The organism is Rhodococcus sp. AD45-ID, from assembly GCF_003023755.1.
GTDB classification, from domain to species: Bacteria; Actinomycetota; Actinomycetes; order Mycobacteriales; family Mycobacteriaceae; genus Rhodococcus_F; species Rhodococcus_F globerula.
In genome coordinates this window covers 568,585-583,566 of record NZ_PYHL01000003.1, presented here as the reverse complement: position 1 = coordinate 583,566, position 14,982 = coordinate 568,585, and the positions used below count along the sequence as shown (strand labels likewise).

Annotated in this window: 9 protein-coding genes; 2 read left to right on the top strand and 7 right to left on the bottom strand. The window is 61.1% G+C overall.

Features of this window, described 5'->3' with window-relative positions; genetic code table 11:
- Positions 1-30 precede the first annotated feature (30 nt).
- From C7T36_RS26805 to prpD, 4 genes are all read right to left on the bottom strand, one after another.
- Positions 31-3,417, bottom strand: a complete 3,387-nt coding sequence (locus tag C7T36_RS26805; RefSeq protein WP_045069758.1) for a pyruvate carboxylase — start codon at positions 3,415-3,417, stop codon at positions 31-33.
- A 150-nt stretch (positions 3,418-3,567) separates the two neighbouring features.
- Complete coding sequence (locus C7T36_RS26800) at positions 3,568-4,689, bottom strand: bifunctional 2-methylcitrate synthase/citrate synthase (protein WP_033234020.1); 1,122 nt, start codon at positions 4,687-4,689, stop codon at positions 3,568-3,570.
- The gene (prpB, locus tag C7T36_RS26795; RefSeq protein ID WP_045068899.1) at positions 4,686-5,603 is read right to left on the bottom strand and encodes a methylisocitrate lyase; all 918 of its coding nucleotides are present in this window, start codon (positions 5,601-5,603) and stop codon (positions 4,686-4,688) included. The genes C7T36_RS26800 and prpB overlap by 4 nt, the downstream gene beginning before the upstream one ends.
- Positions 5,603-7,105, bottom strand: coding sequence for a 2-methylcitrate dehydratase PrpD (prpD, locus tag C7T36_RS26790; protein WP_045068897.1), 1,503 nt, complete (start codon positions 7,103-7,105; stop codon positions 5,603-5,605). Before prpD ends, prpB begins: the two co-directional genes overlap by 1 nt.
- Before the next feature lie 167 nt (positions 7,106-7,272).
- On the opposite strand from prpD, the gene C7T36_RS26785 reads away from it, so the two are divergent.
- Both C7T36_RS26785 and C7T36_RS26780 read left to right on the top strand, forming a co-directional pair.
- Entirely contained in the window at positions 7,273-8,694 is a 1,422-nt protein-coding gene (locus C7T36_RS26785) for a short-chain fatty acyl-CoA regulator family protein (RefSeq protein ID WP_045068895.1), read from the top strand.
- 205 nt (positions 8,695-8,899) lie between these two features.
- A complete protein-coding gene (locus C7T36_RS26780; protein WP_045069756.1) occupies positions 8,900-10,822 on the top strand; it encodes an FAD/NAD(P)-binding domain-containing protein in 1,923 nt (640 codons plus the stop codon).
- On the opposite strand, the gene C7T36_RS26775 is transcribed toward C7T36_RS26780, so the two are convergent.
- From C7T36_RS26775 to C7T36_RS26765, 3 genes are all read right to left on the bottom strand, one after another.
- Positions 10,815-13,241 (bottom strand): ATP-dependent Clp protease ATP-binding subunit, encoded by a 2,427-nt coding sequence (locus C7T36_RS26775; RefSeq protein ID WP_045068893.1) that lies wholly within the window; start codon positions 13,239-13,241, stop codon positions 10,815-10,817. The genes C7T36_RS26780 and C7T36_RS26775 overlap by 8 nt on opposite strands.
- 212 nt (positions 13,242-13,453) lie before the next feature.
- Complete coding sequence (locus C7T36_RS26770; protein WP_106939826.1) at positions 13,454-14,278, bottom strand: transglutaminase-like domain-containing protein; 825 nt, start codon at positions 14,276-14,278, stop codon at positions 13,454-13,456.
- A gap of 10 nt (positions 14,279-14,288) precedes the next feature.
- Positions 14,289-14,900, bottom strand: coding sequence for a TMEM175 family protein (locus tag C7T36_RS26765; RefSeq protein WP_033234016.1), 612 nt, complete (start codon positions 14,898-14,900; stop codon positions 14,289-14,291).
- Between the last annotated feature and the right edge of the window lie 82 nt (positions 14,901-14,982).

The window sequence follows — 14,982 nt, the reverse complement described above, 5'->3', positions numbered from 1 at the left end:
AACACGATGCCCGGCGTCGATCGGAAGTACTTACGGCTCGATCACCACCAGCAAGTCACCACCCTCCACCTGTGCCAACGGGGCAATGGCGAGCCTGCCCACGAAACCGGCGCATGGCACGGTGATCGAGGCCTCCATCTTCATCGCCTCGATCGTGGCAACCGTGTCACCAGCCGAGACCTTCTGCCCCGGTTCGACAGTCAATGTCACCACTCCGGCAAATGGTGCGGGAACGTGTCCAGGAACGCTCCGGTCAGCCTTCTCTGCAGCCGGAACGGTGTCGGCGATGCTCCGGTCTCGCACCGAAACCGGCCTCAGTTGACCGTTGAGGATGCACATCACCGTCCGGAACCCGCGCTCGTCCGGCTCGGAGATCGCTTCGAGTCCGATGATCAGTTCCACGCCAGGTTCGAGTTTCACGCGATGTTCCTCGCCGCGGCGCAAACCGTAGAAGAACTGATTTGCGGAAAGCCTCGAGGTGTCGCCGTAATGCTCGAGGTGTTCCAGGTAGTCCCGTGTCGGACCGGGGAACAACAACCGATTCAACGTCGACCGGACTTCCCCGGATTCTCCGTCAAGCGCTTTCGTATCCTCGACGGACAGCTTCACCTCGGGCTTTGCCGGACCACGGCCTTCCAATGCCCTGGTACGGAACGGCTCCGGCCAACCTGCCGGCGGAGTACCCAATTCGCCACGCAGAAAGCCGATCACCGATTCGGGGATATCGAACTTCGCAGGATCTGCAGCAAACTCATCGGCGCTCACTCCCGCACCCACCAGGTGAAGAGCCAAGTCGCCGACCACCTTCGATGACGGCGTCACCTTGACGAGACGCCCCAGCATCCGGTCTGCCGCCGCATACTTCGACTCGACATCCTCGAAACGATCACCTAGACCCAATGCCGTTGCCTGGGTGCGTAGATTGGACAGCTGGCCACCGGGAATCTCGTGTGTGTAGACCCGGCCGGTCGGCGCCGGAACACCGGACTCGAACGGTGAGTACACCTTTCGCAATGACTCCCAGTAGGGTTCCAGGTTGCACACGGCCGCAAGATCAATTCCAGTGTCGTACTCGGAGTGAGCCGCGGCAGCCACGATCGCCGACAACGCCGGCTGACTGGTGGTTCCGGCCATCGGAGCAGAGGCGCCGTCCACCGCGTCGGCGCCGGCCTGCCACGCCGCCAGGTAAGTCGCGAGCTGTCCGCCCGGAGTGTCGTGGGTGTGGACGTGCACCGGAAGGTCGAAGTTGCTCCGCAGTGCGGAAACGAGAGTCGCGGCGGCAGGTGCCCGAAGCAATCCTGCCATGTCCTTGATCGCGAGAACGTGAGCTCCCGCTTCCACGATCTCCTCCGCGAGGCGGAGGTAGTAGTCGAGCGTGTAGAGCTTCTCCGCGGGATTCGACAGGTCACCGGTGTAACTGAGCGCCACCTCCGCGACTGTCGTGCCGGTCTCGCGGACTGCGTCGATGGCCGGTCGCATCTGATCTATGTTGTTGAGAGCGTCGAAGATTCGGAAGATATCGACGCCGGTACGGGCAGCTTCCTCCACGAACGCGGTGGTCACCTTTTCCGGATACGGCGTGTACCCGACGGTGTTACGGCCACGCAGCAACATCTGTAAGCAGATATTCGGAACTGCTTCACGCAACGCCGCGAGCCTCTCCCATGGATCTTCCTTCAAGAAGCGGAGCGCCACATCATAAGTTGCACCACCCCAAGCCTCGATGGACAACAGTTCCGGAGTCATCCGAGACACATGGCCGGCCACCGCGAGGAGACCGCTGGTACGAACCCTGGTCGCGAGAAGTGACTGATGCGCGTCACGGAATGTGGTATCCGTGACGGCCACGGCATTCTGCTGACGCAAGGCAGCAGCAAAACCGGCCGGACCCAACTCCACAAGTCGCTGCTTGGAACCGTCTTTCGGTGTCGTGGTCAGGTCGATTTTCGGGAGTTTGTCGTGCGGATAGCCCTGCGACGGCCGCTTTCCGTTCGGCTGGTTCACCGTCACGTCGGCGAGATAGGTGAGGATCTTCGTTCCCCGGTCTGCCGATACCCGCGACGTGAGAAGCCGGGGACGTTCCTCGATGAACGATGTTGTCACCTCGCCCGCACGGAAGTCCGCGTCGTCTAGAACTGCTTGCAGGAAGGGGATATTGGTGGAAACTCCACGAATGCGGAATTCGGTGACTGCGCGCCTGGCCCGCGAGATGGCTGTGGGGAGATCGCGTCCGCGGCAGGTCAGCTTCACCAACATGGAATCGAAATGAGCGCCGACTTCCGCACCGAGTGTCGTGCCGCCGTCGAGGCGGACCCCGGCACCACCCGGTGTGCGGTAAGCGGTGATGCGCCCGGTGTCCGGCCGAAAGCCGTTTGCCGGGTCCTCGGTAGTGATGCGCAATTGAAGTGCGGCGCCGCGCAGAACGATCGACTCCTGCCGAAGTCCCAGATCGGCGAGGGTCTCACCCGAAGCGATTCGGAGCTGAGCCTGAACCAGATCGACGTCCGTGACTTCTTCGGTGACAGTGTGCTCCACCTGGATTCGCGGGTTCATCTCGATGAACACGTGGTTGCCACGAGTGTCGAGCAGGAACTCGACAGTGCCGGCACACGAGTAGTTGATGGCTTTCGCAAAGGCCACGGCATCGGCACAGATCTTCTCGCGCAGTCCGGCCGGAAGGTTTGGAGCAGGCGCAATTTCCACGACCTTCTGATGGCGTCGTTGCACACTGCAGTCGCGCTCGAACAGGTGGATAACGTTGCCCTCGCCGTCAGCGAGGATCTGCACCTCGATATGGCGAGGGTCGACCACTGCCTGCTCGAGAAATACCGTAGCGTCACCAAACGCCGACTCAGCTTCTCGGGCAGCAGCTTCGATCGATTCCCGCAACTGTGAGCGTTCGGCAACGCGGCGCATCCCCCGCCCGCCGCCGCCAGCGACTGCTTTCACGAAAATCGGGAACTCCATCGACTCCGCAGCTTTCATCAGCGCGTCGATGTCGGTGGACGGTTCGGAAGACTCGAGAACCGGCAGTCCCGCTGTTCGCGCTGCTGCGATTGCGCGGGCCTTGTTTCCCGTCAACTCCAACACCTCGGCCGACGGCCCCACGAACGTAAGACCCGCCTCGGCACATGCTGCCGCGAGTTCAGGGTTCTCCGAAAGAAATCCATAACCCGGATAGACGGCGTCGGCGCCCGCCTTCTTCGCTGCTGCAACCACTTCCGACACTGACAGGTACGCACGAACAGGATGCCCCTTCTCCCCGATCTGATAGCTCTCATCGGCTTTGGACCGGTGGATCGAGTTCCGATCCTCGTACGGGAACACAGCCACCGTTCCGGCACCTAGTTCGTAGGCAGCGCGGAACGCGCGAATGGCAATTTCGCCTCGGTTGGCGACAAGCACTTTGGAGAACATGAAGAAGAAAACCTCGCTGTCGAGTGTGGTTCGGTACCGCGAAATGCGCATAGCCCGCACGGAAATGTGCGGGCCATGCGTGGAGAAGCGTCGACGAGGCCAGGAGACGGTGATGCCAGAACCGAACCTCACCGACGCAGTCTGAAGGTGTCAGGCCACGACCGTTCGCTGCGGCACGCCGGAGTACTGGCTCAGCGGCCTGATCAGGGCGTTGGACTGCCCCTGCTCGATAATGTGCGCCGTCCACCCGGTGATTCGACTCATCACGAAGATGGGAGTGAACATCTCGACGTCGAAGCCCATGAGGTAATAAGCGGGACCCGTGGGGAAGTCGAGGTTCGGCTTGATTCCGGTGGCGCTGACCATCGTCTTCTCGAGGATGTCGTACATCTGCACCCACTTCTCGCCATCGGTGACCGCAGCGACCTCGATGAGGGCGTCCTTCATGGTCGGAACCCGCGAGTCACCGTTCTTGTAGACACGGTGTCCGAAGCCCATCACCTTGTCCTTGGCGGCCAACTTGGCCGACATCCATGCCTCCGCACGATCGGGATCGTCGATCTCGAGCATGTCGTGCATGACGGCTTCGTTTGCACCGCCATGCAACGAGCCCTTGAGAGCACCGATGGCCGCCGTGACAGCGCTGTAGATGTCGGACAGCGTCGAGGTCACGACACGAGCCGCAAACGTCGAGGCGTTAAAGCTGTGCTCTGCGTACAGAATCAGGGATACTTCGAAAGCCTTGACGATTGCCTCGTCCGGTACCGCGCCGAAGCACATGTTGAGGAAGTTCTCGGCGAAACCCAGTTCGGACTGCGGCGGGGTGGGATCCTGGCCACGACGACGACGGAAGTCGGCTGCGACAATCGTCGGCAGAACTGCCGTCATTCGAAGTGCCTTCGCAAGATTCTCTGGCGCCGAATTGTCGTCCTCCGCTGGATCTTCGGCCCCGAGATAGCTGATGGCAGTGCGGACCACGTCCATCGGATGACAGTTGTCCGGCATCTTCGTCAGCAGTGACAGAAGTGACCGATCAGCGCGACGGGCCGCACGCTCACGTAGACACAGCAATTCGAGTTGCTCCGGAGTTGGCAGTTCGCCATACCAGAGCAGGTACGCAACTTCTTCGAAGCTGCAGTTGGCGGCAAGATCCTGCACCGCATAACCGCGATACGTCAACGAATTCGTCTCGGGCACCACCTTGGAGATCGCCGTCGTGTCAACGACAACTCCCGCCAAACCCTTGTAGATCGTCGGAATCTGTTCGGTCATGTCCTACTCCCCTCCAAACTGAAATTGAAAATGCCACTGTCGAATTCGTTGTAACGTTCGTACTCGAGAAGCTCGTAGAGACGGCTGCGGTGCTGCATCTCACCGAGCAGGCCTTCCTGAGTGCCTTCTGCATGAATCTCGCGAAGTCCCTTTTCGATGGCGAACATCGCCAGCCGGAGGGTGGTCACGGGGTAGATGACGGCGTTGAAGCCGATCTCTTCCAACGTCTTTGCCGAGATGAGATTCGACTTTCCGAACTCGGTCATGTTGGCGAGCAGCGGAACGTCGACTGCCGCGCGAAACTTCTCGAAGTCGGCCTCGGTGGCGAGAGCCTCCGTGAAGATCAGATCGGCGCCGGCATCGGTGTAGGCCTTGGCACGCTCGATCGCGGCATCGATACCGTCGATTCCCGCGGCGTCGGTTCGGGCGCAGATCACGAAGTTCGGATCGCGGCGCGCAGACACGGCCGCCCGAATACGTCGCACCATGTCCTCGGTAGACACAATTGCCTTGCCGTCGAGGTGCCCGCAGCGCTTGGGGTTGATCTGGTCTTCGAGGTGCAAACCGGCTATGCCGTCATCCTCGAAGATCGTGACCGTGCGGGCCGCACTCATGGGTTCACCGAATCCGGTGTCCGCGTCGATGAGCGTCGGAAGATCGATGACGCGGGCAATTTGCTTGCTGTGGCCGGCCACCTCGGTGAGCGTGGTCAACCCGATGTCGGGAAGCGCCAGTCCGGCAGAATAGGCCCCGCCGGAAACGTAGACCCCTTCGAACCCGATTTCCTGAATGAGCTTGGCCGTCAACGGATTGATGGCACCAGGTAGTCGCTGAATCTTACCGGACGTCAAGCCTGCCCGGAAAGCGATGCGCTTGTCCGCGGCGGACGTCGAGGCTGCGATGAGGCCCGTCATCAGAAGATCCCCTTGGTGACCTTGGGTGCCCGAGCGAGTACGTCGTCGGAGACAGTGAAGGTGAGCTGGTTCAGCTCACCCGCCTTCAGCTCTGCAGTGCGCTGCGCAGCGTCGAGGAAGCGGTCCTGCTCGCCCGGCTCGATGACGCCCTCGGCGAGGGTGCGGAACTTTGCGATGTACTGATCGCGAGCGAACGGACGCGCGCCCAACGGATGTGCGTCGGCCACGGCGAGTTCGTCGATGATGACCTCACCGCTCTCGAGAGTGATCTCGGCGCGGGCACCAAATGCCTTCTCGTCCGGATCGATCGAGTGGTAGCGGCGGGTCCATTCGGGGTCTTCGCGCGTGGAGATCTTGTTCCACAACTCGATCGTGTCCGGGCGCTGTGCACGCTCGCGAGCATAGGAATGCTCGTGATGCCATGTACCGTCTTGCAAGGCCACAGCGAAGATGTACATCACCGAGTGGTCAAGTGTCTCACGCGAAGCAGTGGGATCGAACTTCTGCGGATCACCGGAACCCGTGCCGATCACGACGTGCGTGTGGTGACTGGTGTGCAGGACGATCGACGCGATCTGATCGAGATCGCCTACACGGGAACGCATCCGACGTGCGAGGTCGATCGGAGCCTGGCTCTGGTACTCCGCGGAATGTTCCTTGGTGTAGGAATCGAGGATCGCACGCTTCGACTCACCGGTACCGGGCAGCGGAACGTGGTATTCCTTCTCGGGTCCGCCGAGCATCCACGCAATGACGCCGTCTTCGCCTTCCCAGATCGGCGAGGGGGCACCTTCCCCGCGCATCGCACGGTCAACAGCTTCGACGGCAACCTTGCCGGCCAACGCCGGGGCGTATGCCTTCCAGCTGGAAATTTCGCCCTTGCGGGACTGACGGGTGGCCGTCGTCAGGTGCAGTGCCTGACCGATCGCCTGGTAGACCGTCTCGGTGTCGAGGCCGAGCAGGGTTCCGATACCGGCGGCGGCCGAGGGGCCGAGGTGAGCGACATGGTCGATCTTGTGCTCGTGCAGGCAGATTGCCTTAACCAGGTCGATCTGGATTTCGTATCCCGTTGCAAGTCCGCGGATCAGGTCCTTGCCGTCGCGCCCCGTGTGCTGGGCCACCGCGAGGATCGGTGGAATGTTGTCACCGGGATGCGAGTACTCAGCGGCGAGGAAGGTGTCGTGGAAGTCGAGTTCACGAACTGCGACGCCATTGGCCCACGCTGCCCATTCCGGTGAGAAGGTGCCACTGACACCGAAGACCGTAGCGCCGGGGGTATAGGGACGAGCCTGTGCCTGCGCACGGGCATTGACGACCGGACGGCGCACCAGGGAGGCCGCGGCGACGGATGCATTGTCGATGATTCTGTTGACGATCATGTCGGCAGTCGCATCGGCAACCTCGACGGAATCTGTCGCAACTTCCGCGATCTTCCACGCCAGATGCTCATCCTTGGGGAACTCTTCGGCCGAGCGGCGAGTGCGTACGAGATGCGTCTTCATGATCCTCTTTCCACGTGTTTCGGTATCTATTTGCACGCTACGCAGCGCGGAGGACCCCACAAAAGGGCTTGCATATGCCGATTTGTGCAACAGCGACCTTGCAAAGTTGCGAACGTTGCGAACTTCGCCTCGGTAGTGTGATCTTTCATCAGTACCGAGGAGATTCGATGAAAAAGATGTATGCGGGTGCCCGTCTACGACGCCTGCGCGACGAACGCAACCTGTCACAGTCCGCACTCGCCAAGGTGCTCGAACTCTCCCCGAGCTACGTCAATCAACTCGAGAACGATCAACGCCCGCTGACCGTCCCGGTTCTGTTGAAACTCAATTCCGAATTCGACCTCGATGTCCAGTTCTTCGCGTCGGACTCCGATGCGCGTCTGGTTGCCGATGTCCACGAAGCTCTCGCCGAGACATCGGAATCCGGTGAGGTATCCCTGGCCGAAGTGGACGAGTTGGTAGCCCGGATGCCGGCCGTCGGACGTACGTTGGTGATGCTGCACAGACGATTGCATGCCGCTACGGAGCAACTCGATCAATTCTCGACACAATTGTCCGGTGATGCAGTACCCGAGACCGCCCTGATGCCCATGCCGTACGAAGAGGTTCGCGACTTCTTCTACGATCGCCGCAATCACATCGCAGCCCTCGACGATGCCGCGGAAAAGCTGTTTGTCGACAACAAATTGACCATCGGAGCACTCGATCTTCAGCTGGCTCGACTGTTGCGCGATCAGCATGGCGTCACAGTCCGCATCCGCACTGACGAGCCGGACAAGTTGGGGCCCAAACGGTTCTACGACGCCGACAAATCAATTCTCACCCTGGCCCGCCGCCTCTCCGCCGGGCAACGCGCATTCCAGATCGCGATGCAGTTGGCCTTCTTCACACAGGCAGAACTCATTGATTCCATTGCGGCAGAAGATGAGTCGCTAACCGCGGAGTCCGCTGCTCTCGCGCGCGTCGGGCTGGCCCACTACTTTGCCGGTGCGCTGCTACTCCCCTACAGCGTATTCCTGAACTCCGCCGAGACCTTGCGATACGATATCGAACTTCTGAGCCTGAAGTTCGAAGTCGGGTTCGAGACGATCTGCCATCGCCTGTCCACTCTGCAGCGACACGGCCAGCGAGGTATCCCGTTCTTCTTCGTCCGCACCGACCGCGCCGGAAATATATCGAAGCGTCAGTCCGCCACAGCATTCCACTTCTCACGGGTAGGCGGTAGCTGCCCACTGTGGGTGGTACACGAAGCATTTGCCAGCCCGGGCCGCATCCTGACTCAGGTCGCAACGATGCCGGACGGGCGAACGTATCTGTGGATTGCGCGCACGACTCACAGCGGCGGGTTGGGATATCTTGCCCCCGAACGTAATTTTGCCATCGGACTTGGTTGCGACATCACTTACGCCGACCGCATGGTCTATTCACGCGGCATTCAGACGGACGACCCGGCCACGATCGTTCCGATCGGAGCAGGATGCAAGGTGTGCGACCGACCGTCGTGCGCTCAACGCGCGTTCCCTCAGTTGGGCCGGCCGGTATCGGTGAGCCAGAACAGCAGTAGCCATCTACCCTATCCGCAGGAATGATCGTCACAACAGTTTGATTCACGCTGATCCGATGTCCGAAATTCCTTGCCACATCATCCTTAACGGATAAAAATAGGGCTCACCATCTTCGAGCGATCGAGAGTCCTGGCTCCCTGACGTCGCAGCAACCCCCTTTACCGAGGTGTGGGTGCTTTCTGCCAGGTCCGATGGAGGATTTGTGGACGCCGACCGACCCCGTACGTCTGTGAGCGATGCTGCAGTCATCGTGATCGTCGGCGGCGGCCCGCGCGGTACCGGCGTTCTCGAACGCATCCTCGCGCAAGAAGCGGTAAACGCAGACCCGACGCCACTCGAGATTCACGTGGTCGACCCGTATCCACCTGGCGCCGGGCGTATCTGGCGTGGCAGCCAGGCCCCTCTGCTGTGGATGAACTCCACCACCGCCGACGTCACGATGTTCACCGACAGCACCACAATCGTCGACGGTCCGATCGTGCCGGGTCCAACTCTGGCCGAATGGGTCGCCGAGAACACTGAAGAACTTGGTTCATTTCCCGACATTGCCGACGAGATTCCGACCGTCACACCGGCGTCGTTTGCGTCGAGATCCTTGCAAAGCCGCTATTTGCATTGGGTGTTCCAGTCGGCTGTCGACTCTGCACCGCCGCACGTCGTCGTTCGAATTCATCGCCGATCGGTGATCGAAATCGACGACGTACACGGTTCGCAATTCGTCCGTCTCGACAACGGTGACGTGATAGAAGCAACGAGTGTTCTCCTGGCCCAGGGACATCCGGACTCCTTAGCTGCCCCAAGGGAGATTCAACTGAGCGACTTCTCCGCCGAGCACGGGTTGACCTACGTCGGTCCCGGATACACCGCAGACCTCGACGCCGATGTCATTGCCGAAGGTGAGCCGGTGCTGATCGCAGGCCTGGGACTGGCGTTCATCGACTGGATGGTGCTCCTCGCGGAGAGTCGCGGTGGTGTCTTCGAACGAGCCGACAACGGCAACCTCGTGTACTCGCCGTCAGGGAGGGAACCACTTCTGTATGCGGGATCGCGTCGAGGAGTTCCCTACCACTCCAAGATCTCGTACTCGATTGAAGACGCTCGACCGCCGCTACCGAGGTTCTTCACCGCAGATCTGGTGCCTGGCGATGGCCCACTGAACTTCCACGAAGATATCTGGCCGTTGGCCTCGAAGGAACTGGCGGGCGCGCACTATTACGAACTTTTTGCTGCACATCCGGAACGGACCGTGGGCACGTGGGAAGAGTTCGACTCCGAATTTGCCTCACTGAGTTGGGGATCGCCGCGCCTGGACGAATTGATCGAGAACGCCGTGCCGAAAGCGGAAGACCGAATCGACCTGGAGCAGCTCAACCGTCCGCTCGGCGGCGAACGTTACGACGGATTGGACGCAGTTCAGAAACGGATCGGTGAGTACATTGCCGCCGATATCTCGCGCAGATCGGATCCGTATTTCAGCGCCGATGCCGCTGTCTTCTCGGCACTGCTGTCCTCGTACATGACCGTCGGAGAGTTGTTGCGCCGTGGCCGAATTCCGGCCGAATCTGTCGCCAAGGACGTCGAGGGCTGGCTGCATTCCTTCTTCAGCTTCATCGCCAGTGGTCCGCCGCCGGAGCGACTCGAGCAACTGCTGGCGCTCAATGAAGCAGGCGTAGTGCAGTTCCTGGGCCCCGATACCGTTTTCTCCACCGAGATAGATCCGTCGACCGGAGACGGATTGTTCGTCGCGCGCAGCGCGTCCCATACCGACATCGTGGCTACGCGCACCCTCATCGAAGCGCGCTTGCCCGTTGCCTCCATCAGTGCAAGCGGCGACGCACTGCTGCGTTCCCTGCACCGGCGCGGCGAGGCAGTTGAACTACGGGCCACCGTTGACAGCGCAGCAAAGCTGGCCGTGGACGGGACGTCGCGAATCTGCCGCGCCGACAACACAGTCCATCCCCGTCGATTCGCTGTCGGGCCTTGGGTTGCCGGCCACAACTGGTCTGCGGCCTTCCCCCGTCCGCGCACCAATGCGGGGTTCTTCCGGCACAACGACGCGCTGGCAGCGGAGATCTTGGGCGCAGCGCGCCTGTGCGCCTTTCCGGTAGCGTCTACTACCAGAAAGGCGCACGGGGGCGAAGCCCCTAGCTGAACACCAACTCACCCTCGTCAACCGCGACGGTGATGCTGCCGCCCTCTACGAGAAGATCGTCGAGCAGCATGTCGGCGATCTTGTCGTCGACAACCCGCTGGATCGAGCGGCGAAGCGGCCGGGCCCCGAACTCCGGCTGGTGACCGTGTTCGGCAATCCAGTCCACCGCGTCAGCTGTGAACTCGATCTCGATACCCTTGGACTGCAACCGCTTACGACTGTCCTCGAGCAGCAGGTCCGTGATCCGGTGCAATTGCTCGGTGTCGAGCTTGCGGAAGATCACGATCTCGTCGATACGATTGAGGAACTCAGGTCGCATCGACTCGCGCAGCCGAGCCATCACACGATCACGCAGCGGCTTCTCAGCCGACTCTGCGTCACCGGTGATGAAGCCGAGTCCACCGGACTTGCTCGAGATGATGTCCGAGCCGAGGTTGCTGGTCATGATCACGACGGTGTTCTTGAAGTCCACCGTGCGACCCTGGCCGTCGGTCAGACGTCCGTCGTCGAGCACTTGGAGCAAGGTGTTGAATACGTCCGGGTGCGCCTTCTCGATCTCGTCGAGCAGGATCACCGAGTACGGGTTACGACGCACCTGTTCCGTGAGCTGTCCGGCCTCGCCGTAGCCGACGTATCCGGGAGGTGCACCGACCAACCTGCTGACCGTGTGCCTCTCGCCGAACTCACTCATGTCGAAGCGCAGCATCTTGTTCTCGTCACCGAAGAGTGTGGCAGCCAAAGCTTTTGCGAGCTCTGTCTTACCGACACCGGTGGGTCCGAGGAACAGGAAGCTACCGACGGGGCGATTCGGGTCGCTCATACCGGTACGGCTGCGACGTACGGCGCGTGCAATTGCGCGCACAGCATCGTCCTGACCGACCACCCGGCTGTGCAGTTCCTCTTCCAGCCGACGCAGGCGATCCTTCTCTGCCTGAGTCATCTGGCTGGCCGGGATACCCGTTGCGCGAGCGACAACTTCGGCAATCTGCTCCGCAGTCACGTCCGGTGTTTCCTCCGCAACGGGAGCCTGGGTCCCCGCCTTTTCGAGACGCTGTGTGACATTGTTGATCTCGTCACGCAGCTGCGACGCCTTCTCGTACAATTCGTCGGCGACGGCTTTCTCCTTGTCGCTCTCGAGCTGCTCGAGACGTTGCTGCAGAGCAGCGGTGTCCACGGTGGCCGTCTTCAAACGAAGCCGGGCGCCGGCCTGGTCGATCAAGTCGATTGCCTTGTCCGGCAAGAATCTGTCGCCGATGTAGCGAGCCGACAGTTCCACCGCAGCCGTGATCGCCTCGTCGGTGTAGTGCACCTTGTGGTGATCCTCGTAGCGACTACGCAAGCCACTCAAGATCGCGATAGCGTCCTCGATCGACGGCTCCCCCACCTGAACAGGCTGGAAGCGACGCTCGAGAGCCGGATCCTTCTCGATGTGCTTGCGGTATTCGTCGAGCGTGGTGGCACCGACGATGTGCAATTCACCGCGAGCGAGCTTGGGCTTGAGGATGTTTCCGGCATCCATCGCACCTTCGGCGCCGCCGCCGGCACCTGCAATGGTGTGCATCTCGTCGATGAACACGATCAGCTCGTCCTTGTTGGCGGTGATCTCGTCGATGACCTTGGTGAGGCGTTCCTCGAAGTCACCGCGGTACCGAGTGCCCGAGACCATGCTGGACAGTTCGAGCTGGACAATTCTCTTGCCCACCAACGAGTCCGGCACTTCACCGTCGACGATGCGCTGAGCCAGACCCTCCACGATGGCGGTCTTACCGACACCGGCTTCGCCCACCAGAACAGGGTTGTTCTTGGTGCGACGCGAGAGAATCTCGATGGTCTGTTCGATCTCGTCGGCGCGGCCGATCACCGGATCGACGCCGCCGTTTCGGGCGCGATCGGTGAGGTCCACCCCGAACTTGTCGAGCATCGGAGTGTCGGAGTCACTTTCCTCGGCAGGCGCATTGGGATTCCGAACGGCGTTCTGCAACTTCTCCGGCGTCACACCGGCGGAAGCGAGCAGACGACCGGTAACGTGATCCATGTCGCCGGCCAACGCGATGAAGAGGTGTTCGGGGTCGATGTAGGTCGATCCCAGTGCCCGAGCCAACTGATGTGCCTCGAGTAGTGCTGTCTTTACGGCGCTACTGAGCACGGGCGCAGTGAAGCCACCCTGCTCACGACCTTGTGGGAGCCGCTGGTCGATTGCCTCGACCACGGCTTTCGGGTCGGCCCCGGCGCGCTGCATGAGCGTGCGGACCGGGTCCTGCTCCGCCATGACGCGGAGAACGTGCAGTGCATCGAGATCCGAATCACCGCGAGCAGACGCTGCGCGAGCAGCCTCAGCCATGAGTTGCTGGGTGGCCCTGCTCATGAGCCGGGAAAGGTCGATGCGACCGGGACCCTCGGGCCCGAAGAATGCTGGCATTCCGAAGCCTCCTAATAGTAAGTTGAGCGTTCTTGACTCAAGTAACGTGCTCGGAGGCCGATCAATTCCCGAAGGCGTGGATTTCTTTCAACATCGGAAGCAAACTCGAGATTCCCGCTGGACCGACGACGCCGCAGGGCGATTGTGCGGACGCGCGCTCGATCATCCGCGCGGGCGCACATTCGGCGCGCGGGACCGCTCGAGCGAGATGATTAACAAATCAGACTGTCCGGTACCCGCAAATCCTTGTGGTCGTAAAGTGCCCGCATGGCGATGGGATCGTCGGAAGCGCAGACTCCGGCGATCTCGTCGAGCAGCAGGTCGTACTCCGCACCGGTCTTTCCGTCGTAGGCGTCGGTCATGCGGCCCCACTCGTCCCAAGGCAGGGTTTCGACCTTGTTCACTGCGGCCAGATCCTTCACAGCGTTGCCACGGATCTCGGCCGGCCCCCAGTTCTCGGTTCCGTACACCCCGAATTGGGATGCGTCGATCTCGCCGCGCCGATACGCAACCCATGCCTCGCCGCCGCTGAGGAACTCTGCTGGCTGCAGGTCATGTGCGTGAGGAAGTATGTTCTGCCCCAGGATCTCCGAGTCGATGCGGATCCAACGTCCGCGGTCATCGTCCCGATACTCGGTGATCCAATGGTCGACGCCCTGCCCGGGCTGGAAGTAAGTGGCAAAGCCACAGCGGACACGAGCGGCAATACCGCGGTGACGCAGCAGCGCACAACTCATCACAGCAAAGTGCCGACAGGTTCCGACGACCCGTTTGCCTGGTTCCCGGGCAGTGGTCAACGGAGCTGCATCCAGTGCGAGTAGCCGTTGAAACAGAACGTTTGCCGGTCGGATCTGGTTTTCGTCGAATCTGTCCGCGGACAGATTCAGCGACTGCGCATCGGTGGGTTGGACGACCAGGTAGGGAACTACTCGGCAAATGTCCACGGGATCGACGGCGAGCAGCTCGAGCGACGGCACATCCACCCCGTCGAGTCCGGTTAACGGTCCGGGCATCGTGTAGTCAAGGTCTGGTTCCACGAGGGCGAGCCTAAGCGGGGTTTCTCGTTTGTACTCGATCCCACAGCTTCTCGATCGGCGACGAGAGCAGGAGAAGGAACAACGGGAAATACGACGTCGCCGGAACGAGCACACTGACGAGCAGTGCCACCACCAGTATCAGGAAAGTGACAATCTCGGCCGTGAAATTCGGTTTGGCACCCTCCTCACTCAACGACGGCTTGCGGACCAGACCCCACGCGACCACTGCCAGGAACGCAGCGCTGGCGGCCATCGTCCCGATGTAGAGAGCCCTGGTTCCCAGATCCTGCGACGGCGCCGCCACCAACGCCGTCGGGAAGGGCAAGAACACGATGGTCAGCACCCACAGCCCCAATCCGCGCACAACCACCTTGTCTGCGTCGATCACAAAACGAAGCAGCCGATGCTGCGACCACCACAGCCGGAAGATCACCAGAAAGCTCAGCGCGAAGGAGTAGAACTGTGCAGCGTTCTCGTGCAGTAATTCGGACGTGGTGCCATGGTGGTCGGTGGTTAGTTCGACCAACGGTAGAACGAGCAGCGTGATCGCGATGGCAACGATCGCGTCGATAAAAGTGACGTAGCGCTCGAAGTAGCGGGTTCGTTCGGCAAGCTCAGCCATTGCGGAAGCATATGCCTCACAACAAGAAACAGACCGGCGACGCCAAATTCACGCAAAACACACATTTAACGAATCAAATTCG

Excerpts from the sequence above, each read along its gene's own strand:
- C7T36_RS26775 (WP_045068893.1), bottom strand. The coding sequence starts at position 13,241 with ATGCCAGCATTCTTCGGGCCCGAGGGTCCCGGTCGCATCGACCTTTCC.
- C7T36_RS26765 (WP_033234016.1), bottom strand. The coding sequence starts at position 14,900 with ATGGCTGAGCTTGCCGAACGAACCCGCTACTTCGAGCGCTACGTCACT.
- prpB (WP_045068899.1), bottom strand. The coding sequence starts at position 5,603 with ATGACGGGCCTCATCGCAGCCTCGACGTCCGCCGCGGACAAGCGCATC.
- C7T36_RS26805 (WP_045069758.1), bottom strand. The coding sequence starts at position 3,417 with ATGTTCTCCAAAGTGCTTGTCGCCAACCGAGGCGAAATTGCCATTCGC.
- C7T36_RS26800 (WP_033234020.1), bottom strand. The coding sequence starts at position 4,689 with ATGACCGAACAGATTCCGACGATCTACAAGGGTTTGGCGGGAGTTGTC.
- C7T36_RS26785 (WP_045068895.1), top strand. The coding sequence starts at position 7,273 with ATGAAAAAGATGTATGCGGGTGCCCGTCTACGACGCCTGCGCGACGAA.
- prpD (WP_045068897.1), bottom strand. The coding sequence starts at position 7,105 with ATGAAGACGCATCTCGTACGCACTCGCCGCTCGGCCGAAGAGTTCCCC.